The following is a 20267-nucleotide window of genomic DNA, read 5'->3' as shown; positions in this document are numbered from 1 at the left end:
GTAAGGGGCAGTAAGCCAAAATATATGCCGCATCAGGAATGCATTCCTGATGCGGCATATATCCCAGCGATATTGCAAAGCATCCGGATGCGGCAAGCAAGGAGACGGTATGGGCGCCACACATCTGCCCTCCACCGAGTTCGATGGAACCGATTTAGACGACCAGCTTGAGGCGGCCGCCGAGGCCGCCCAGGGTCAGCCGGGAGCCGAGATGGTCCAGCTGCTCGGTCCCGACGGCAAGCTCGGCACGGATCCCGTGTTCTCGGAGTACGCCAGCAGGCTCGATTCAGAAAAGCTCCGGGGGTTTTACGCGGACATGGCCGCCATCCGCCGCTTTGACCAGGAAGCGACGGCCCTCCAGCGGCAGGGCCAGCTGGCCCTCTGGGTTCCGCTGACCGGCCAGGAGGCGGCACAGATCGGCTCCGGCCGGGCCACCCAGCCGCAGGACTACATCTTCCCCACCTACCGCGAGCACGGAGTGGCACTCACCCGCAACGTTGACCTGGCCGAGCTCCTGCGCCAGTTCCGCGGTGTCTCCAACGGCGGCTGGGACCCCAAAGAAACCAACTTCCACCTTTACACACTGGTTCTCGCCGCGCAGACGCCTCATGCCGTGGGCTATGCGATGGGCATCCAGCGCGACCAGCAGCTCGCTGAGGCCAGGGCCGCCGAAAACTCCCACCTCGAAGGTGGCGTGGAAGCGGATCCCAAGGCCGCCGTCGTCGTTTATTTCGGTGACGGCGCGAGCTCCGAAGGCGACGTCCATGAATCCATGGTGTTCGCCGCCTCGTACAACGCGCCGGTGGTCTTTTTCTGCCAGAACAACCACTGGGCCATCTCCGTGCCCACGTCCGTTCAGACCCGCATCCCGCTGTCCAACCGCGCAAAGGGCTACGGCTTCCCGGGCATCCGGGTTGACGGGAATGACGTCATCGCCGTGCACGCCGTGACGGAATGGGCCCTGGAACATGCCCGCGAAGGAAAAGGGCCGGTGCTGATCGAGGCCTTCACCTACAGGGTGGGCGCGCACACCACGGCGGATGACCCCACCAAGTACCGCGAGTCCTCCGAGGAAGCGCTGTGGCGCGCCAAGGATCCACTGGAGCGGCTGGAGAAGTACCTCCGCGCCGAAGGCCTGGCGGATGAGGCCTTCTTCGAACAGGTCAAAGCCGACGGCAACGAACTTGCGGCGTATGTCCGCAAGACCACCTATGACCTGGAAACGCCGGACATCCGCACCGCCTTCGCGAACACCTACGTGGAGGCGCACCCGCTGGTGGCCGAGGAACTGGCGTGGTTCGAGGAATACAGTGCAGGGTTTGCCGGCGAGGCAGCGGACGAAGGGGCAGGCCACTGATGACCACCATGACCATCGCCAAGGCCATCAACGAAGGCCTCCGCGCTACCCTCAGCAACAACCCCAAAACGCTGCTGATGGGCGAGGACATTGGCCCTCTGGGCGGCGTCTACCGCGTCACGGACGGCCTCATCAACGAGTTCGGCGCCCACCGTGTGGTGGACACTCCGCTGGCCGAATCGGGCATCATCGGCACGGCGATCGGCCTGGCCCTGCGCGGCTACCTGCCCGTCTGCGAGATCCAGTTCGATGGTTTTGTGTTCCCGGGCTTCAACCAGATCACCACCCAGCTGGCGAAAATGCACGCCCGCAGCAACGGCAGGCTGACGGTTCCCGTGGTCATCCGGATCCCGTACGGCGGGGGCATCGGCTCGATCGAGCACCACTCGGAGTCCCCGGAAGCGCTCTTTGCGCACACTGCAGGGCTGCGCATCATCACGCCGTCCAACCCGCACGACGCCTATTGGATGATTCAGCAGGCCGTGGAGTGCCAGGACCCGGTGATCGTCTTCGAACCCAAGCGCCGGTACTGGCTCAAGGGTGAGGTGGACACGGAATCTGCCGGTTTGGCCGCGGATCCGTTCAAAGCCCACGTGGTCCGCGAGGGAACGGACGCCACAGTGGTGGTGTACGGGCCGCTGGTTCCCGTGGCGCTGGCTGCGGCGAATGCGGCCGCCGAGGACGGCCACAGCCTGGAGGTCATTGACCTGCGCTCCATCTCGCCGATCGACTTTGACACCATCACGGACTCCGTCAAAAAGACCGGACGGCTCATCGTTTCCCACGAGGCTCCCACATTCGGAGGCATCGGCGGCGAAATTGCCGCCCGGGTCAGCGAGCGGGCCTTCCACTCACTTGAGGCCCCAGTCATCCGCGTGGGCGGCTTCCATATGCCCTACCCCGTGGCCAAGGTGGAAGAGGATTACCTCCCGGACATCGACCGCATCCTGGAGGCGCTGGACCGCGCGCTCGCGTACTGATCCTGCCTTCCGACCTGCCGTTGCCTGAGCTCTTGAAACCGAGGACACCATGACTCTTAACAAGTTCAACCTCCCCGATGTGGGCGAAGGACTGACCGAGGCCGAAATCGTCGCCTGGAAGGTCAAGCCCGGCGATACCGTGGCCATCAACGATGTCCTCTGCGAGATCGAGACCGCCAAGTCACTGGTCGAACTGCCGTCGCCGTTCGCCGGCACCGTCACTGAGCTGCTGGTCCCGGAAGGCGTGACAATCGACGTCGGGACCGCCATTATCAGCGTGTCCGACGCCGTCTCCGGAGACCCCACCCCGGCCGACGTTCCGCCGCCTGCGGCTGCGGCTGCGCCCGTTGACGCGCCGATGTACGGCAAGCTGCCTGCGGACGGCGGCGCGGGGAGCGCCGGCTCCAGCGCTGAGGCGTCCAACGCATTGAAGTCCGACGGCGGTGCAGCAGCAGGCGGCATGGCCGGCGGTCCGCTGGTGGGTTCCGGCCCGAAGGCCGACGCCGTGAAGCGGCGCCCCCGGATTTCGGCTGGCCCGGCGATTTCGACAGGGTCAATCACCGAGCCCGCACCGGTGGCCGAGCCGGCCCCGGCCGCTGGGAGTGAGGGGAGCGAGACCCCCGGAATTCCGGCAGACGCCATCACTGACTCGGCGCGCCCCACCCTCGGTGGCACCATCACCGGCCTGGTTAACAAAGTCCTCGCCAAACCGCCGGTCCGCAAAATCGCGAGGGATCTTGGCATCGACCTGGCGGACGTCGTAGCCACCGGAGCCCGCGGTGAAGTGACACGCGAAGACCTGGTCAGCTACCAGTCCCAGCGCGATGCCGAGCTGGACAAGGCGGAAGGCTTCTGGGGCAAGTCGGGCAAGCCACAGGACCAGCGGATCGAACGCATCCCGGTCAAGGGTGTCCGCAAGGCCACGGCGAAGGCCATGGTGGAATCGGCTTTCGCCGCGCCGCACGTCAGCATTTTTGTGGACGTGGATGCCAGCCGCACCATGGAGTTCGTCAAACGACTGAAGGTGTCCCGTGACTTCGAGGGCATCAAGGTGTCCCCGCTGCTGATCCTGGCGAAGGCCGTCATTTGGGCTGCCGCGCGCAATCCGAGCGTCAACGCCACCTGGGTGGACAACGCGGACGGCAGCGATTCGGCCGAAATCCATGTGAAGCACTACATGAACCTGGGCATAGCGGCTGCCACGCCGCGTGGACTGATGGTCCCGAACATCAAGAATGCCCAGGACCTCTCGCTTAAAGAACTGGCGCTGGCGCTGAACGATCTCGCCACCACGGCCCGGGCCGGCAAGACCCAGCCCGCGCAGATGCAGGGCGGGACGCTGACAGTCACTAATATCGGTGCCCTGGGCATCGATACCGGTACCCCCATCATCAACCCGGGCGAAGTGGCAATCGTGGCCTTCGGAACCATCAAGCAGAAGCCGTGGGTGCTGGACGGGGAAGTCATACCGCGCTGGATCACCACGCTGGGCGGCTCTTTTGACCACCGAGTGGTGGACGGGGACCTGTCCGCCCGTTTTATGGCCGACGTCGCCGCCATTCTCGAAGAGCCGGCGCTGCTGCTTGACTAGGCGTTGAGGGTGGCTGGTCCGCGTGGATTGCGTTGAACCGCAAAGCCGGCGCATGAACGGCAAGTCAAGGACCGGCAACCGGGCTGCCAGGGTCCTTACCGAGGTCTTTCAGCCGCCGGTGGTGGTGACGGCTCAGTTGCTGGTCAGCCCTGCAATTGAGCCGGGGTTCCCAGCCACCGTCTGGTACGGCGTACTTGCCGCCGTGTTTGTGTGCGTGCTGCCGCTGGCGCTGGTGCTTCTCCTGGTAAAGCTAGGCAAGGTCTCAGACCACCATGTGAGCAACCGGAAACAGCGTGCCCCGGTTTTGCTGATGTCGACGCTTTCACTGGCGGTAGGCCTGGCGGCGCTCCGGGCGACAGGCGCACCGCAGAGTGTCACGGTGATGGTGCTGGCCATTGTTGGCGGAATCCTGGTGATTGCTGCAGTGAGTCCGTTCTGGAAGATCAGCGGCCATGCTGCGGCCGTTTCATCCTCCGCTGTCATCGCGGTGCTGATGCTGGGACTATGGTGGCTTCCGCTGCTCCTGCTGATTCCCGCCGTGGGCTGGTCCCGGGTGATGCTGCGGGCACACACTGCGGGACAGGTGATCGCAGGTTCGCTGTTCGGCGGCGTTGTGATGGCCAGCCTGTGGTGGCTCCTGCGGCTATGGATGCTCTGAGCGCGGGCGTGCCGGTCTGTCAGCAGCATCGGGGGCACCTCGAATTCTACCGGGGCGTTCGCTGGGACAGGCCGCCGGGAGCGTGAGAACTGACACCAAAACAGGCCTCCGGGGGCTAGAGTGGCACCAGCTGCCGCTGCACCGCCGCCGGACCTGACGCGCGGGCACCGCGGGCGCAGATCAAAGGAGATGTTGCGTGTTCTCGAGCCCTTTCCCGGACGTCATTATTCCGGATCAGAGTATTCACGAGTACCTTTTCGGCGGGCTGGCTGACGCGGAACTGGACCGGATCGCCGTCGTTGATGGCACCAGCGGCGCGGAGACCACGTACCGCCAGCTGCTTGGCCAGATTGACGCCATTGCGGGGGCGGTGGCCGCGCAAGGCCTGGCAGCGCACGGTGTGGCCGCAATGTTGTGCCCCAACATCCCCGCGTTCACAGCCGTGTTCCACGGTTTGCTGCGGGCCGGGGCCACGGTCACCACCGTGAATTCGCTGTACACGGCAGATGAAATCGCCCTTCAGCTCGAAGACGCCGGGGCCGGGTGGATTTTCACTGTCTCGGCCCTGCTGCCGGGCGCCAAGGAGGCAGCCGGCCGGGCCGGCATTCCGGACGAACGGCTGGTGGTGCTCGACGGCGCCGAAGGTCACGCTTCGCTGCGGGATCTGCTCACAGCGGGCGCCCCCGCCCCGGACATCCGCATTGACCCGGCCACCCATGTGGCTGTGCTGCCCTATTCGTCCGGGACCACGGGCCGGCCCAAGGGGGTAATGCTCAGCCACCGCAACCTGGTGGCCAACGTTGAACAGTCGCGCGCGCTGCTCAACGTGGGCCCGGAAGACCGGCTGCTGGCGTTGCTGCCGTTCTTCCATATCTACGGCCTCACCGTCCTGCTGAACCTGGCCTTCCGGGAACGGGCACGCCTGGTGACCATGCCCCGCTTCGATCTTGCAGAGTTCCTGCGGATGATCCAGGACCATCGCTGCAGCTACCTGTTTATAGCCCCGCCGGTGGCCGTTGCGCTGTCCAAGCACCCCATGGTTGACGAGTACGATCTCAGCTCGGTCCACACCACCCTGTCCGGGGCCGCTCCGCTGGACGGCGAGCTGGGTGCTGCGCTAGCCGAACGTCTAGATTGCCGGGTGCTGCAGGGATACGGCATGACGGAAATGAGCCCGGTCTCGCACCTGATACCTCAGTCTGCGGAGGGTGTCCCCGTCAGCTCGGTGGGGTACACCGTGCCCAACATGGAATGCCGGCTGATTGATCCTGCCAGCGGCGAGGAAATCGGAGTTCCGGCCGAAGGCGTCAGTGCTCCCGGGCATCTGTTGTGCCGCGGCCCCAACGTGATGCTTGGCTATCTGAACCGGCCGGAGGAAACGGCAGACACCCTGGATCCGGATGGCTACCTCCACACCGGTGACGTGGCCACGGTCCGCGCGGACGGCGTCGTAAGTATTGTTGACCGGCTCAAGGAGCTCATCAAATACAAGGGCTATCAGATCGCTCCGGCTGAGCTTGAGGCGCTGCTGCTGACGCACCCCGGCATCGCGGATGCCGCAGTGATCGGAACGAACGACGCCGACGGCCAGGAAGTGCCCATGGCGTTTGTGGTGCGTCAGCCGGGGGAGTCCGGCGACAGTCTCAATGAGGCTGAGGTGATGGAGTTTGTGGCAGCGAAGGTTGCCCCGCACAAAAAAGTCCGGCGCGTCGAGTTCATCGAGGCGGTGCCGAAATCAGCATCCGGCAAAATCCTTCGCCGGATGCTGAGAACGGCGTAGCGGGCTTCAGTCGGCGTCGTAGGTGTTGGCAATGTACACGTCGCACGGGGCATTGTGGGCCACACTGTTGGCAACGCTGCCCAGCACCCGGCCAAGTCCATGCATGCGGCGGTTGCCCACCACGATCATGCGGGCGTCAAAGCGCCCCGCTTCCTTGATCAGGGCATCCGCCGGTTTGCCGCGTGCGGCGGAATAGGTGACTTTGAGATCGGCCGTGCTGAGACTGGCGGCCACGTTCTTGGCCACAGTCTCGGCGTCGTCCGCGTCGGAGACGATCCATTTGTCGCTGCCGCTGCCGAAGACTTCCGTGCGGTCGCTGTCGAACGCTGAGACCACGTGCAGGGTGGCACCAAGGGCCACTGCGAGGTCCCGTGCTGACTCCGCGGCCTTCTGGGCAGTCCTGCTGCCATCCACGCCAACAACAATGATTCCGGTCATAGCCCAGCTCCTTATGATGTGATGCACGTCTAAATCGATGCCTGTAGCCAGCCAAACTCCACAGTCGCCCCAGATTACAGCGCGGCGATGGCTTCCCGCAGCACCGGGGCAAGCCGGCGAATGCCTTCCGCAATGGATTCCGGCGGAACCGCGCTGAACGCCAGCCGCAACTTGTTGGAAGGGTCATCCGAATGTGTAAATGCCGCGCCCGGAATAAATACCACTCCGGCATCGATGGCCTTCTGCAGCAGCGGGTACGTATCCACTCCATCGGGCAGGGTCACCCACACAAAGAAGCCGCCTTCCGGCCGGGTCCAACTCAGGCCCTCCGGCATATGCTCTTCCAGCGCGGCCAGCATTGCCTGGCAGCGTTCGGCGTACAGGCCGCGGTAGGTTTCGATCTGACCGCGCCAGTCGTAGTCCCGCAAATACGCGGAGACCAGCATCTGGTTAAGCGTGGGAGGACACAGCGTGACGGCTTCAGAGGCCAGGTAGTAGCGGCGCTGAAGGTGGGCCGGGACCAGGGCCCAGCCGATCCGCAGGCCAGGGGCAAAGATCTTGGAGAACGATCCCATGTAGATGACGTCGTCCGGATTGGCGCCCCGCAGAGGGGGGAGCGGCTTGCCGTCAAACCGCAGGAGGCCGTAGGGGTTGTCCTCCAGAACCAGAATATTCGCCTTGCGGCATATATCTACGATTTTCTGCCGGCGATCTTCAGCGAGGGTGATCCCGGACGGGTTGTTGAAATTCGGGATGGTGTAGAGGAACTTGATGTTTTTGCCAGCGGACTGGAGTGCGGCGATCCGTGCTTCGAGAAGCTCAGGGACCAGGCCGTCGTTGTCCATTTCCACCGGTTCAACCTGAACCTGGTAGGCCTCGAAGGTGTTGAGGGCCCCCACATACGTAGGATCCTCCACCAGGACTACATCACCCGGGTTGCAGAAAACCTTGGTGGCAACATCCTGGGCTGACTGCGAGCCGGCGGTGATCACCACGTTCTGCGGGAGGGCGTCCAGGATTCCCTCGGCCGCCATCACCTCGCAGATTTGGGTGCGGAGCTCCTCGGTTCCCTGTCCGCCGCCGTACTGCAGGGCGGTGAGGCCCTCTTCGCCAATGATCCGGGCCGCTGTATGCGCGAGCTTCCGCAGCGGAAGCGACTGCAGATACGGGCTGCCTCCAGCCAGTGAGACGAGACCCGGCCGCATGGAGATGTCAAAAACGTCCCGGACCGCGGACTGTTTGATGTTGGCTGCGCGCTCCGAGAACAATTCCTCGTGGCGGTGGGCGGACGTGGCCGCGCGTTCGATTGCATCAATTGCTTCGGCCGGCAGCAGCATTGCTTCGGCATCAAGTGTTTTGTGGGTCACACTCCAAGGATACAACCCAGAGTTGCCAATCAGGCAACAGTTGTTGACAAAATTACGATTACTGCGGGAATCCCTTTACCTCAGGCCGGTCAAGGTCTGGAATAGACCCATGACAACCTACGCGCACCTGGAAGCAAAGGCCAAGGCATTTTTTGCACTCCACTCGGAGGGTCCGGCGCCGCTGATCCTGGTGAATGCGTGGGATGCGGCGTCCGCGCGGCTGGTCCAGGAGGCTGGCGCCAAGGCCGTGGCCACGTCCAGCTCGGCGATGTCCTGGAGCCTGGGATTTCCGGATGGCAACCAGCTGCCCCGTGCGCTGGCCATGGATGCACTGCGCAGGATCGTGGCGGCCACGGAGCTGCCCGTCACGGCTGATATCGAAACCGGCTACGCGGGGAGTGGCGGAAGCTTCGACGACGGTCTGCTCAAGGAGACCATCCATGCGGTACTGGACGCGGGCGCCGTCGGGGTCAACTTTGAGGACGCCGGCGATCAGCCACTCACCGCCGTCGACGAACAGTCGCGCCGCATCAGGCTCATCCGGCAGACCGCGGAGGACGCCGGCGTCGGGCTGTTTATCAACGCCCGGACGGACACGTACCTGTCCGGCAATTACCCGGAAACTGCCTTTGAGGAGACGCTGCTTCGTGCGGACGCGTACCTTGCGGCCGGAGCCAGTGGCGTCTTTGTACCGGGAGTGACGGATCTGCACGTCCTGCACGAACTGTCATGGCGGATCGCGGCCCCCTTGAATGCCCTCGCCGGCGTGGGGGCGCCGTCAGTTGGGGAACTGCATGACGTCGGTGTGCGGCGGATCAGCATCGGCGGCAACACCGCCAAAGCGGCTTATGCAACGGTGTCCCGGGTGGCCGCGGAAGTGCTGGGCGACGGCAACTGGTCCGAGCTGGCGGGTGCGCGCAGCCACGCCGACATGGATGCGCTGTTTGACCGCGGAGGAGGTCGGGATGCGGGCCGGGAGGCATATGTGTGGGCTGGATTGTTTGGTGAGTGAGATGACGCGGTTCATCCTAGGCCTGTTGGCGGCGGCCGGCCTGCTGCTGTGTGGCTGCAGTATCGATCCCGGACGGGGCACCGGCCATTCCGGGTTGATCACGGGCTACGTTATGACCGCGCCGGTCTGCCCCGTTGAACGTGTAGGGCAGGAGTGTCCGCCGCGCCCTTTGTCAGGCGCCTCGGTGCTCGCATTGGACGGAGACGCCGTCAGGGGCTCGGCGCTCACAGACGGCACGGGCGCTTTCCGCCTAGCGCTGCCCGAAGGCCGTTACGTCATCAGGGCGAGCAACGTGGGCGGCTACGCTTCGGCGGCCAGCCAGGAGGTGGTCGTCTCGGGCGATCCCGTTCACATCACACTGATTGTGGATAGCGGCATTCGCTGAAGGCCGCTGAGGGGGACCTGTACGGTCAATCTCCCGCCAGCGATATGACACCCAACTGGTGCATCAGCCCGAGGTCATCCCGGTTCGACCAGTGCTCGGCGATTCTTCCGTCCGCAATGCGATGAATCGCCACCGCCGTCTCGCGCAAATTCTTCCCAGTTGCGGGCAGAGGGCCAGGTAGGTCACCCTCATGGCGGCCGGTTGCTGTCAGCCGCGTCGCTACCTTATCGCCCTCGGCCAACTGGTCCTCGATCTCATGTCGCCCGGGGGTGGCAGTCCAGAAGATCCGAAATGCCTGCTTGAGGCCCTCGCGCCCCGCCGGCAAGCCCGGAAACGGCGGATTGTGATCGACATAGTCTTCCGCGACAAGCTCATCCATGGCTTCGATATTGCCGGCATCGATCTCCGCGTAGAAGCGCAGGACAATCGCCTTGTTGTCCTCGGTCGTCATCGTGGCCTCCTGATTGCCGTGCCAGTTCCTGACTTGGCAATCCCCGTCGTCAGCATGCGCTCACGCTACTCCCGCCTGCGGCATTGCACAATCGGTCCCAGGGCGTCGGAGTCAGAGTCCAGTCACCTTCGCAAACGCGTTCAGAAAGTCCTGCGGACTCTCGTCTAGCGCAGGCTCAGGACGTCCGCCAGGCGAACGCCGTCGATATAGATCTCCGCCCTGACGGCACCCGCCGCCGTGACAGCGGTCTGGGTGAGCTGCGCTTCTACTCTGGGAATGTCACAGACCCCTCCGGGCTGCACTGAGCCGCTCAGGTTCACCACCACTGTGGTGCCGTCCGAGTACCCCGAAACGTAGGTCAAAGTGGAGTTTGCCAGCGCGTTGTACAGCCCGGCAGGAGCGTCCCCGGCGGTACCGCCCAGCAGCCCGTTCAGGGCGCTCCGCAATGGCTCTCCGGTGGCCGGCGCCGTGATGTGGACGGCAACCAGGCTGTCATTGCAGCCGAACCGGACGCCACTGCTGCCGCCGTCGTCCAGGGCAACGAAGTACGCGGCCGTGCCGGCCGTCCCGGAGGAGACGGTTCCCGGCGATGCCACCTGTTGTGCGGCAACCGGGCCGCGTACTGGCGCGGCGCCCGCCGCCGATGGGGCCCCGGTGGCTGCGGCCGTAGCGGCCGGTGATGCTCCGGCGGCGGGCCGCGCAGCTCCGGTTGGCGAGGACCCGGACAACGGCGATGCGTGAGGCGTAGCCGCAGCAAGAGAAGCACTGTTGGCAGGTGAACCGGCCGCCGGTGCGGGCTGGGGCTGCGGGGCAGGCACCGGCATTTCAACTCGAGATGGCGCGCCCGCGGCGGCGCCCGCGTTCACTACGGAATCTGGGGCGGTACCGGGTCCGGCGGCACAGGACGCCAGCCATAACGGAATCATCAGGCATACCGCGGCGGACGCCGCCCTTGCCCTGTCCCCACGCCTTGCCCTGATACCCAGCCGAGTCCTCATGACTGCACCGCATTCCCGTCCCGGTACGCCCGTAAATTAACGTTACGGCGGCCGCGGCCACAGTGGAATATGCGTCCAGCGTCAGTTCGGCCGCAGCTCAGTCACGGTTTGGTGTCGCCCCGAACGGCAAAACGCCCCGGCTGCCGATTCCGGCTGCCGGGGCGCTGGGCGCGTGGTGGTGACTAGGCTGCGGCGTCGGCCGTTTCGACGGCAGAAAGGGCCTCAAAAACGCCCTTGATCTGCTCAACAACTTCGGCGTCGTCCTTCGGGTGGAGTTCGGCGAAGCGGATCATGGAGCCCGGGACAGCGAGTTTGACGTCCGCGAGCACCCGGGCACCGGCGATGCCGACCGCCTTGCGGGCCTCGTCCTGTGCCCAGACTCCGCCGAACTGGCCGAAAGCGGTACCGACGACGGCGGTCGGCTTGCCCGTGAGGGCTCCGGCGCCGTGCGGGCGGGACAGCCAGTCGATGGCGTTCTTCAGCGACGCGGGAACGGTTCCGTTGTGCTCCGGAGTGACCAGCAGCAGGGTGTCGGCGGCGTTTGCTGCGGCGCGCAGCGCCGCGGCTGCGGCGGGAACCTGTCCTTCGACGTCGATGTCCTCGTTGTAGAACGGAATGTTGCCAAGGCTTTCGTGGATGACGACGTCGATCTGTTCGGGTGCGTTCAGCTGGATGGCCTCGGCGAGCTTCTGGTTGTGGGAATCGGCGCGCAGGCTGCCCACCAGGGTGAGTACGGTGCTCTTGGACATGTGAACTCCTTTTGTCTGGCCGCGGACTGATCCGCCTGCCGGCTGGTAAATGAGGCTGTTGGTGGCCTTCACAGAATCTAAACGGACTATGGTCCGGATATTATTCCCGGGACTACAATGTTGCTTGTGAGCCTGATCCCCATTCGCTCCGGCGCCCAACCTGGCGCCCAACCCGGCGCCCAAGCCGGGCCCGAACGCAGCGACGCCGCGCGGAACCGTGAGCTGCTTCTCAAGGCCGCCCGGGAACTGATTGAGGAATGCGGAGCAGACGGCCTCACCATGGACAAGCTGGCTGAGCGGGCCGGTGTGGGCAAGGGCACCGTCTTCCGGCGGTTCGGCAGCAGGGCGGGGCTGATGATGACGCTCCTCAGCGACTCCGAGGCGGAGTTTCAGGGACGTTTTATGTTTGGCCCGCCACCCCTCGGCCCGGGCGCCCCGGCATTGGAGAGGCTCATTGCGTTCGGAGCCGGGCGGATCGGCTACGTGCTCGAATTCGGCGAACTGGCACGGGCGGCTGATGCCTCGGCGCACAACCGTTTTGAGGTACCGGCAGCCGTGCTGTGGCACCGCCATATCGAGCATCTCCTGCGTTTGGCCGGCCTGGATGCAGACCCCTGGCTGCTGGCGATGTCGCTGAGCGCAACCCTGGATCCGGAGCGGCTCCTGCACGCGGTCCGCATCCAGGGAATAGCCTCGGAACGACTTGTGGAATCGTGGCGGGAACTTGTCACGCGGGTGGTGCGGGGCGCGTAGCCTAGCCGACTTGCCGTGACAGTTCCAGTCAAATCAATTCCACTGAATTATTCATAACGATCTGATACTGGACACGCGTTTTCCTGCCCCCGCGCCCCTTTGGTTGGACGATTCATGTGGTAGTTTCCTCTGGAATGTGACCCGCAACATAGTCCACAAGGACCAGGCCCCCACAGGCTGCGGGAGGCCAGCCACCCGCTGGAACAGATCCCGGATTGGCGGCGGAACCCCTGCCAGACGGGGGACTACGGAAGGATCGTTTTTGTGAATGTTGTAAAGTCCGCGGCTTCGGTGTGCTCATCCGAGGCTTCGCCGGTGGTATTTGCTCCGCAGCAGGCCACGGCGATCCAGAAGTAGCGGCACCGTGTTCAGATACCTTGCCAAGCGAAGCATCACGTATGCATTCATGATCTTCCTGACCACCTCGGCAGGCTACTTCCTGGCCGTCAGCCAGCTCAAGCCGGCTCTGCTGGAGCAGGAGAAGATCCCGCGTCCCACGCCCGAACAGGTGGCGAATTCCTTTCGGCTCAAGGGCCTGGACCCGGGGCAGAACCCGTGGGAACGCTATCTGGACTGGTTGACGGGAATCGTCACCCGCTGGGACTGGGGACGCAGCCCCAACGGAGCCTTCATCAACGCCGAGTTCGGTGACCGCGTGTGGATCTCCACACGGCTCTTCCTCGCCTCGATTGTGCTGACCCTCATCATCGGCGTCGCACTGGGTGTTTACTCCGCTGCCCGGCAGTACAAGTTCCAGGACCGGGTCATCACCTCGTACAGCTACCTTGTGTACATCGTCCCGGCCCCGATTGCCTACTTCCTGGTGCAGCTCGGCGCCATCAACGTCAATGAGACCGTGGGCGAACGTATCTTCTTCGTCACGGGTATTTCAACACCAGGAATGGACCCCGGCTGGGCGCAGTTTGTGGACATGCTGGCGCATTACGCCGTGCCCACCTTCGCCATCACCATCGTTGGCTGGGGCACCTACCAGATCGCCCAGCGCCAGTACCTGCTGGACAACGTCAACGCCGACTTCGTCCGCACGGCGCGCGCAAAGGGCCTCACCCGCAACCAGGCCATCACGCGCCACGCACTGCGCGTCTCGTTCATCCCCGTGGCCCAGAGCATTGCGTTCACTATCCCCGCAATCTTCGCCGGCGGCTTCTTTGCCGAGAAGATCTTCGCCTGGCACGGAGTGGGTTCCTGGAGCATCGACGCCATCGCCCTGCAGGACGTCAATGCGGCAACAGCAACACTCGCCTACGGTTCTGTGATCTTCGCAATCGGAGCCATCCTGGCGGACTTCGCCACCACGCTTGTAGACCCGAGAGTGAGGGTGCAGTAGCCATGACCAACCTGAACACCATTGATCCGGCCGCCGTAGCCGAAGAGGCACACCTCGAGAACGGCGATGTGGTGATCGGCAAAGGCACCATCATTCTCCGGCGCTTCCTGCGGAACAAAACCGCTGTGGCCGGCCTCTTTATCTTTCTTGCCCTGACCGTGTTCTCCTTCATTGGCGGACTCTTCACCAGCTGGGACAAGGAAACCATCGACCCCTTCAACATCGGCATGGGTCCTTCCGCCGAGCACCTGCTCGGCACGTCGCAGGCCGGAATCGACCTCTATGCGATGACAGTGGAAGGCACCCGGATCTCCATCCTGATCGGCCTGGTGGTCGGCCTGGTGTCCGTGCTGATCGCGGCCGTCTACGGCTGCTCCATGGCGTACTTCGGCGGCAAACTGGACACGGTCATGCTGTTCGTCCTGGAAGCGCTGATCATGATGCCTGCCCTGCTGGTGGTGGCAGTGGCCACCAGCGGCGGCGGAGACGGCGTCAAGAAGGACCTGCCCAGCTGGCTCCTGCTGATCATCGTCCTGCTGGTCTTCAGCTGGATGGGCACGGCCCGGCTGATCCGTTCGCTCTCCATGTCCCTGATGCAGCGCGACTACGTCAAGGCCGCCCAGTACATGGGTGTGCCGTCCCGCCGGATCGTCTGGCGCCACCTCGTTCCCAACATCGGCTCGCTCCTGGTCCTGGACATCACCCGCGGCGTCACCGGCGCCATCCTTGCCGAGGTGGCGTTTTCCTTCATCGGCATCGGGATCAAGGTCCCGGACGTCAGCCTGGGTGTGCTGATCGGCCAGGCCACCTCGCAGGTCTCCACTTTTCCGTGGATGTTCTGGGCGCCGCTGGTGGTCATGTTCCTGCTGACCGGTTCGCTGGCCATGATGAACGACGGCCTCCGCGATGCGTTCGATCCCAGCTCCAGCTCCATCGGCAAGGCAAAGAAGAAAAACTCATGAGCAGCGAAACGTCCACCGAGTCCACACGGTTCACGGCCGTAAACCAGTCCACCGCTGAGCGACTCCACCTGGCAGGGCTGCATGGCCCCACGGATGCCGTGCTCTCCGTCCGTGACCTGAACGTCCGCTTCAACTCGGAAAACGGTGTGGTGCACGCGGTGCGCGGCATCGACTTCGATCTGATGCCCGGTAAAACGCTCGGCATCGTGGGCGAATCCGGTTCCGGAAAGTCAGTCACATCCATGGCCATCATGGGGCTGCTTCCCCCTACCGCCGAGATCACCGGCTCTGTCCTGCTCAAGGGCAACGAACTGCTGGGCCTCAGCGACAAAGCCATGTGCAGGTTCCGCGGCAACGACATCGCCATGGTGTTCCAGGACCCGCTCTCCTCCCTGACACCCGTCTACACGGTGGGGCACCAGATCATCGAGGCGCTCACTGTCCACAACCCCAACATGAGCAAACTGGCCAAGGAGGCACGCGCCGTCGAACTTCTCGGCATGGTGGGCATCCCGAGTCCGAAGGACCGGCTCAAGGCCTTCCCGCATGAGTTCTCCGGCGGCATGCGCCAGCGCGTGATGATCGCCATTGCGATCGCCAACAACCCGCGGGTGCTCATCGCGGATGAGCCGACGACGGCGCTGGACGTCACCATCCAGGCCCAGGTGCTGGAGGTGCTGCATACCGCGCAGGAGGAAACCGGCGCCGCAGTGGTGATGATTACGCACGATCTTGGGGTGGTGGCCGGTATGGCCGACGACATTATGGTGATGTACGCGGGCAAACCGGTGGAAATGGGCACCGTGGATGACATTTACTACAACCCCCGCATGCCGTACACCATGGGCCTGCTCGGAGCCGTGCCGCGTGTTGATGTCTCCGGGAAATCCTCCCTGGTGCCCATTGAAGGCATTCCGCCCAACCTGGCGCTCACCCTGACCGGCTGCTCTTTTGCGCCGCGGTGTCCGCTGGCCAGCGATTCCTGCCTGGCGGGCGAGCCGCCATTGTGGCCCGTCGCCGGGAGCGAGGGCCACAAGGCCGCGTGCATCAAGACGGACTCGCTCGCCACCGAGGTGGACGTCCATGAGCTGTTCAAGGCGCCGCCCGTACCGGTCTCGCGCTTTGATGCAATCCCGCGCGAAGAACGCAGGAAAGTCCTGGAACTCAAGGACGTCAAGAAGCATTTCCCGCTGGTGAAGGGCGCGCTGATCAAGCGCAGGATCGGCACGGTCAAGGCTGTTGACGGACTCAGTTTTGATATCCGCGAAGGTGAGTGTTTCTCGATCGTGGGGGAGTCCGGTTGCGGCAAGACCAGCACGCTCCTGGAAATCATGGAGTTCCACAAGGACCAGGACGGCGAAGTGACAATCGGTGGCGTCAGCAACAAAGCTGCTGCGGACGCCAAAGCCAAGAACGCCATGCGCAAGGAACTGCAGATGGTGTTCCAGGACCCCACGGGGGCGCTGGACCCCCGGTTCACGGTGTTCGAAGTGCTGGCCGAGCCGCTGGAAAACCAGGGCATGGCCAAGCCGGCCATCAAAAAACGGATCATGGAACTCATGAAGCTGGTTGGTCTCCAACCGGATCACGTGAACCGCTTCCCCAACCAGTTCTCCGGTGGACAGCGGCAACGCATCGGCATTGCCCGGGCACTGGCTGTGAACCCCAAACTGGTGGTGCTGGATGAGCCGGTGTCCGCGCTGGATGTTTCCGTGCAGGCCGGAGTCATCAACCTGCTGGACCAGCTCCGCGCCGAGCTGGGCCTGAGCTACCTGATGGTGGCGCACGATTTGTCCGTGGTACGCCACATCTCCAACCGCGTTGCCGTGATGTATCTGGGAAAGATCGTGGAAATCGGCGAGGTGGACCGGGTCTTCGACACTCCCCGCCACCCGTACACCCGCGCGCTGCTGTCCGCCATCCCGGTCCCGGATCCGCAGCTGGAGCGCACCCGTGAACGGATCATCCTGCAGGGTGATCTGCCCACGCCGCTGGATGCGCCCCAGGGCTGCAACTTTGCTTCACGCTGCCCGGTGTTTGCGGCGCTGCCGGCGGCCAAGCAGGAAAAGTGCCTGACGCTGGAACCACCGCTGGAACCGGTCCAGGAGTCCGCCGCGGTCCGCACACTGGAGGCATCGCCTGCCGCCACCGACCAGCAGTTCGCCTGTTTCTTCCCCGACGGCGAACTGGATGCGGAGCTGCTGGTTGTGCACGAAACTGCATGACCTGCCCCGAACCGACTCATCACAAGTAACACCTCTCGCACCACAATGAAGGGAACACCATGAAGAATCTGACCAAGATTGGCGGAGCGGCGGCCATTGCGGCAGCCCTCGCGCTGACCGCTTGCGGCGGCAGCGGCTCGACGACCACTGCCGAAAGCGCCAAGGCTCAGGACGCCGCCGGCGACATCAGTAAGCTCATCAGCGTCAACGCCAAAGACACCAAGGATCTCGACACCGGCGGCACAGTAACCCTGCCGCTTGGAAATCTCGGGCCTGACTTCAATGGTTTCTCCACCAACGGCAGCAACGCGGACAACACCGAGCTCCACTACCCGATCGATGAAGCGGGGTACACGGGTTGCTGGAAGTCGGACTTTGAAGGGGCAGCTTCCCTGAACAAGAACTTCTGCGAAGAATTTACGAGCGAGGTCAAGGATGGCAAACAGACCATCACCATCAAACTGAATCCCAAGGCCAGCTACAACGATGGCACACCAATCGATGTGAAGACCTTGGCGAACACCTGGAACATGCTCAAGGGTGAAAACAAGGACATCGACATCGTCAGCTCAGGGTCTTACGAATTCGTGGACTCGGTCAAGGCCGGCAGCAGCGACAAGGAGGTCATTGTTACCACCACCCAGCCGGTCTACCCGCTGAGTGACCTGTTTGGTGGGTTCGTTCCCCAGGCGGTTAACACCCCGGAGATTTTCAACAATGGATTTACCGGTGAGCTGCACCCCGAGTGGATGGCTGGCCCCTTCAAAGTGGACAAGTACGATTCCGCTGCCAAGACCGTAGCGTTGGTTCCCAACGACAAGTGGTGGGGAACCGCCCCTGTCCTGGAAAAGGTAATCTTCCGTCAGCTTGAAAGCAGCGCTGAAATTGCTGCCTTCAAGAATGGCGAAGTCGATATGGCCGATGGCCGTACGTTGACTCGTTATAAGCAGCTTGAAGGAACCAAAGACGCAGAGGTGCGGCGAGGACAGCGTCTCTTTGCCGGCGGGCTGAACTTGAACGCTTTGAAAGCGCCACTGACGGACGTTGCAATCCGCAAGGCAGTCTTCGCCGCTGTGGACCGCGAAGCAATCCGCAAGGTGCGCTTCAGTGGCCTCAATTGGGAGGAAGAGAGCTCCGGCTCGATGATGCTGATGCCATTCTCCCCTTACTATCAGGACAACTACCCGATCAAGGAGACCGGCGCTGACGCAGCCAAGAAGGTCCTGACCGATGCCGGCTACATCCCTAATGCCAAGGGAATCATGGAAAAGGCTGGGGTCCCGGCATCGTTCTCCATCACGAACTTCGGTGATGATCCCACGGGCCTTGCTACGACGCAGACGCTGCAGAAGCAGCTTCAGGCGGCCGGCATGGAGGTTGGCATAGACCAGCGCGGCGACGGCGACTTCGGCAAGGTCGTGGGCGCCCGCGATTTCCAGGTCACCATCACGGGCTACTCCGTTGGCGCCGATGCCACGCCCGGCGTGAAGCAGTACTACGATGCGGCGACCAACGACAACAAGCTCGGTGACGCGGGGCTGGACGCCGAAATCAAGAAGCTGGCCTCCATCGAAGACAACGCGGAGCGCAACAAGGCTGCGATGGACGTTGAGAAGAAGCACATGGAGAAGTACTACTCCATGGGCGTTGTAATGAATGGTCCGCAGATCTACTTCGCCCACAAAGGCCTGGCGAATTATGGCGCCAGCCTGTTCCAGACTCCCGATTGGACAACCGTCGGCTGGGACAAGGGTACCAAGAAGTAACATCTCCTGAACCTGCATGCCTGAGGCAGAGGCCGGCATCACCTGGATTTCCCGGGAGATGCCGGCCTTCGCCGATTCTTTGCATCGATTGCTCCACAAGTGCCCTTGAGCCCCCAAAACGGCAGTTACGGAGCACTCGATGAGGATTTTCTGGGCTGGCGGTAGCGTTGCCGTATGAACGGGACCTCAGCTGAATCGCCCATCCGGACCGCCGTCGTCGGCTATGGCCTCTCCGGCAGCGTGTTCCACGCGCCGTTGATCGCCGCGGATTCTCAATACTCGCTGGACGTCATTGCCACGTCCGACGCCGGGAGGCAGGCCGCCGCTGTCCAGCGCTACCCTGGCGTCACAACAGTTCCCGACGGCGATGCCGTGCTTGCGCTCGCAGCAGGCCTTGACCTCGTGGTCCTCGGAACACCGCCGGCCACGCACTACCGGCTGGCGAAAGCCGCGCTGGAAGCCGGGCTCGACGTTGTGGTCGACAAGCCGTTTGTAGTGCGCAGTGCCGAGGGGCAGGAACTGATTGAGCTGGCCGCACGGCTGGGCAGGGTACTCAGCGTGTACCAGAACCGCCGCTGGGACAACGGCTTCCTCACTATCCGCAAGCTGATGGACGCCGGCGAGCTCGGCGATGTGACGCGATTTGAATCAGCCATGGAGCGGTGGTCGCCGTCGATCTCCAAGAGCTGGAAAGCCGCGGCCACGGTTGACGACGGCGGCGGGATCTTCTTGGACCTCGGCACGCACCTGCTGGACATGGCGGTGCAGCTGTTCGGCCCTGCCGAGGTGATCCACGCGGAACTTCACGCGCGGCGTGCACAGGAAAAGGCCGACGACGACATTTTTGTGGTCCTCCGCCACGCCGGCCGCAAAGGCAGGCCGGCCGTCACCAGCCATCTGAGCATGAACGTCATGTGCGCCCAGCCCGGCCCGGCGTTCAGGGTGCTCGGCACCACAGCGGGCTACACCAAGCACGGGATCGACCCCCAGGAAGCCCAGCTACTTGCCGGTGCTCTGCCTACGGACCCGGGCTACGGCGTCGAGCCCCAGGAAGCGCACGGTGAGCTCGGCACGCTGGGGGACCTCCGGCGCGTCGCCACCGAACCCGGAGCGTACCAGGAGTTTTACCGGATTCTCGGGGATAAAATCCACGACGGCGGCGCCGCCTCAGCCCTGCCCCTCCCTGTTGATCCGGCCGGGCCTGTTGAGGTGCTGAAACTCATTGAGCAGGCGCGGGCTTTGGCACAGATGCCAACAAGCGGTTGAGACTGCTGCAGTTGGGCCCTTCCAAATTGTGTTCTACATCACTAGGGTCTTAAGCGCAGGGCGCCAACTGTGGTGATGTGTCAGTTGCAGCCCGGCAGCGGCCCGCGGCAACAGCCAGCGGGAACGTGAACCAGCAGCGAACCCGGCGCGGCAACTGCCATCGCGTGTTGCCCTCCGCCGG

Annotated in this window: 18 protein-coding genes; 13 read left to right on the top strand and 5 right to left on the bottom strand. The window is 63.8% G+C overall.

Going from position 1 to position 20267, the window contains the following annotated elements:
* Nucleotides 1–109 precede the first annotated feature (109 nt).
* The 5 genes from pdhA (at nucleotide 110) to ACQCST_RS00480 (ending at nucleotide 6366) form a co-directional block, all read left to right on the top strand.
* Nucleotides 110–1357, top strand: coding sequence for a pyruvate dehydrogenase (acetyl-transferring) E1 component subunit alpha (gene pdhA, locus ACQCST_RS00500; protein WP_426997434.1), 1248 nt, complete (start codon nucleotides 110–112; stop codon nucleotides 1355–1357).
* A complete protein-coding gene (locus ACQCST_RS00495) occupies nucleotides 1357–2337 on the top strand; it encodes an alpha-ketoacid dehydrogenase subunit beta (protein ID WP_426997433.1) in 981 nt (326 codons plus the stop codon). Before pdhA ends, ACQCST_RS00495 begins: the two co-directional genes overlap by 1 nt.
* 49 nt (nucleotides 2338–2386) lie before the next feature.
* A complete protein-coding gene (locus tag ACQCST_RS00490) occupies nucleotides 2387–3928 on the top strand; it encodes a dihydrolipoamide acetyltransferase family protein (RefSeq protein ID WP_426997432.1) in 1542 nt (513 codons plus the stop codon).
* A gap of 52 nt (nucleotides 3929–3980) precedes the next feature.
* Nucleotides 3981–4586, top strand: a complete 606-nt coding sequence (locus ACQCST_RS00485; protein WP_426997431.1) for a phosphatase PAP2 family protein — start codon at nucleotides 3981–3983, stop codon at nucleotides 4584–4586.
* Between the two features lie 196 nt (nucleotides 4587–4782).
* Nucleotides 4783–6366, top strand: coding sequence for an AMP-binding protein (locus ACQCST_RS00480; protein WP_426997430.1), 1584 nt, complete (start codon nucleotides 4783–4785; stop codon nucleotides 6364–6366).
* A gap of 6 nt (nucleotides 6367–6372) precedes the next feature.
* On the opposite strand, the gene ACQCST_RS00475 is transcribed toward ACQCST_RS00480, so the two are convergent.
* Both ACQCST_RS00475 and ACQCST_RS00470 read right to left on the bottom strand, forming a co-directional pair.
* Nucleotides 6373–6804 (bottom strand): universal stress protein, encoded by a 432-nt coding sequence (locus tag ACQCST_RS00475; RefSeq protein WP_426997429.1) that lies wholly within the window; start codon nucleotides 6802–6804, stop codon nucleotides 6373–6375.
* 74 nt (nucleotides 6805–6878) lie between these two features.
* Nucleotides 6879–8171, bottom strand: coding sequence for a PLP-dependent aminotransferase family protein (locus ACQCST_RS00470; protein ID WP_426997428.1), 1293 nt, complete (start codon nucleotides 8169–8171; stop codon nucleotides 6879–6881).
* Between the two features lie 109 nt (nucleotides 8172–8280).
* On the opposite strand from ACQCST_RS00470, the gene ACQCST_RS00465 reads away from it, so the two are divergent.
* Nucleotides 8281–9183 (top strand): isocitrate lyase/PEP mutase family protein, encoded by a 903-nt coding sequence (locus ACQCST_RS00465; protein WP_426997427.1) that lies wholly within the window; start codon nucleotides 8281–8283, stop codon nucleotides 9181–9183.
* A 1-nt stretch (nucleotide 9184) separates the two neighbouring features.
* On the top strand, nucleotides 9185–9568 hold the full coding sequence (locus ACQCST_RS00460) for a carboxypeptidase-like regulatory domain-containing protein (protein ID WP_426999039.1): 384 nt from the start codon (nucleotides 9185–9187) through the stop codon (nucleotides 9566–9568).
* 25 nt (nucleotides 9569–9593) lie between these two features.
* Here the strand turns inward: ACQCST_RS00460 and ACQCST_RS00455 are convergent, their stop codons facing one another.
* The 3 genes from ACQCST_RS00455 to ACQCST_RS00445 all read right to left on the bottom strand — a co-directional run bounded on the left by ACQCST_RS00455 (nucleotide 9594) and on the right by ACQCST_RS00445 (nucleotide 11766).
* Nucleotides 9594–10019 carry an ester cyclase gene (locus tag ACQCST_RS00455; RefSeq protein WP_426997426.1) on the bottom strand — a complete coding sequence of 142 codons (426 nt, stop codon included), beginning with the start codon at nucleotides 10017–10019 and terminating at the stop codon, nucleotides 9594–9596.
* A gap of 164 nt (nucleotides 10020–10183) precedes the next feature.
* Nucleotides 10184–10837, bottom strand: coding sequence for a GerMN domain-containing protein (locus ACQCST_RS00450; RefSeq protein ID WP_426997425.1), 654 nt, complete (start codon nucleotides 10835–10837; stop codon nucleotides 10184–10186).
* 362 nt (nucleotides 10838–11199) lie between these two features.
* Nucleotides 11200–11766 (bottom strand): NAD(P)H-dependent oxidoreductase, encoded by a 567-nt coding sequence (locus tag ACQCST_RS00445; protein WP_426997424.1) that lies wholly within the window; start codon nucleotides 11764–11766, stop codon nucleotides 11200–11202.
* Between the two features lie 126 nt (nucleotides 11767–11892).
* Between ACQCST_RS00445 and ACQCST_RS00440 the strand changes: the two genes are divergently transcribed.
* The 6 genes from ACQCST_RS00440 to ACQCST_RS00415 all read left to right on the top strand — a co-directional run bounded on the left by ACQCST_RS00440 (nucleotide 11893) and on the right by ACQCST_RS00415 (nucleotide 20086).
* Nucleotides 11893–12519, top strand: coding sequence for a TetR/AcrR family transcriptional regulator (locus ACQCST_RS00440; RefSeq protein ID WP_426997423.1), 627 nt, complete (start codon nucleotides 11893–11895; stop codon nucleotides 12517–12519).
* Between the two features lie 364 nt (nucleotides 12520–12883).
* A complete protein-coding gene (locus tag ACQCST_RS00435; protein ID WP_426997422.1) occupies nucleotides 12884–13867 on the top strand; it encodes an ABC transporter permease in 984 nt (327 codons plus the stop codon).
* A gap of 2 nt (nucleotides 13868–13869) precedes the next feature.
* Nucleotides 13870–14829, top strand: coding sequence for an ABC transporter permease (locus ACQCST_RS00430; RefSeq protein WP_426997421.1), 960 nt, complete (start codon nucleotides 13870–13872; stop codon nucleotides 14827–14829).
* Nucleotides 14826–17054, top strand: coding sequence for a dipeptide ABC transporter ATP-binding protein (locus ACQCST_RS00425; protein WP_426997420.1), 2229 nt, complete (start codon nucleotides 14826–14828; stop codon nucleotides 17052–17054). Before ACQCST_RS00430 ends, ACQCST_RS00425 begins: the two co-directional genes overlap by 4 nt.
* A gap of 59 nt (nucleotides 17055–17113) precedes the next feature.
* Nucleotides 17114–18820: an ABC transporter family substrate-binding protein gene (locus ACQCST_RS00420; protein WP_426997419.1), complete on the top strand. Its 1707-nt coding sequence runs from the start codon at nucleotides 17114–17116 to the stop codon at nucleotides 18818–18820.
* Between the two features lie 174 nt (nucleotides 18821–18994).
* Nucleotides 18995–20086 (top strand): Gfo/Idh/MocA family protein, encoded by a 1092-nt coding sequence (locus tag ACQCST_RS00415; protein ID WP_426997418.1) that lies wholly within the window; start codon nucleotides 18995–18997, stop codon nucleotides 20084–20086.
* The last annotated feature ends 181 nt before the right edge of the window (nucleotides 20087–20267 follow it).

This window comes from Pseudarthrobacter sp. N5 (genome assembly GCF_050157035.1).
Classification (GTDB): domain Bacteria; phylum Actinomycetota; class Actinomycetes; order Actinomycetales; family Micrococcaceae; genus Arthrobacter.
The sequence above is the reverse complement of the archived record's forward strand: the minus strand, read 5'-3'. Positions and strand labels throughout refer to the sequence as shown.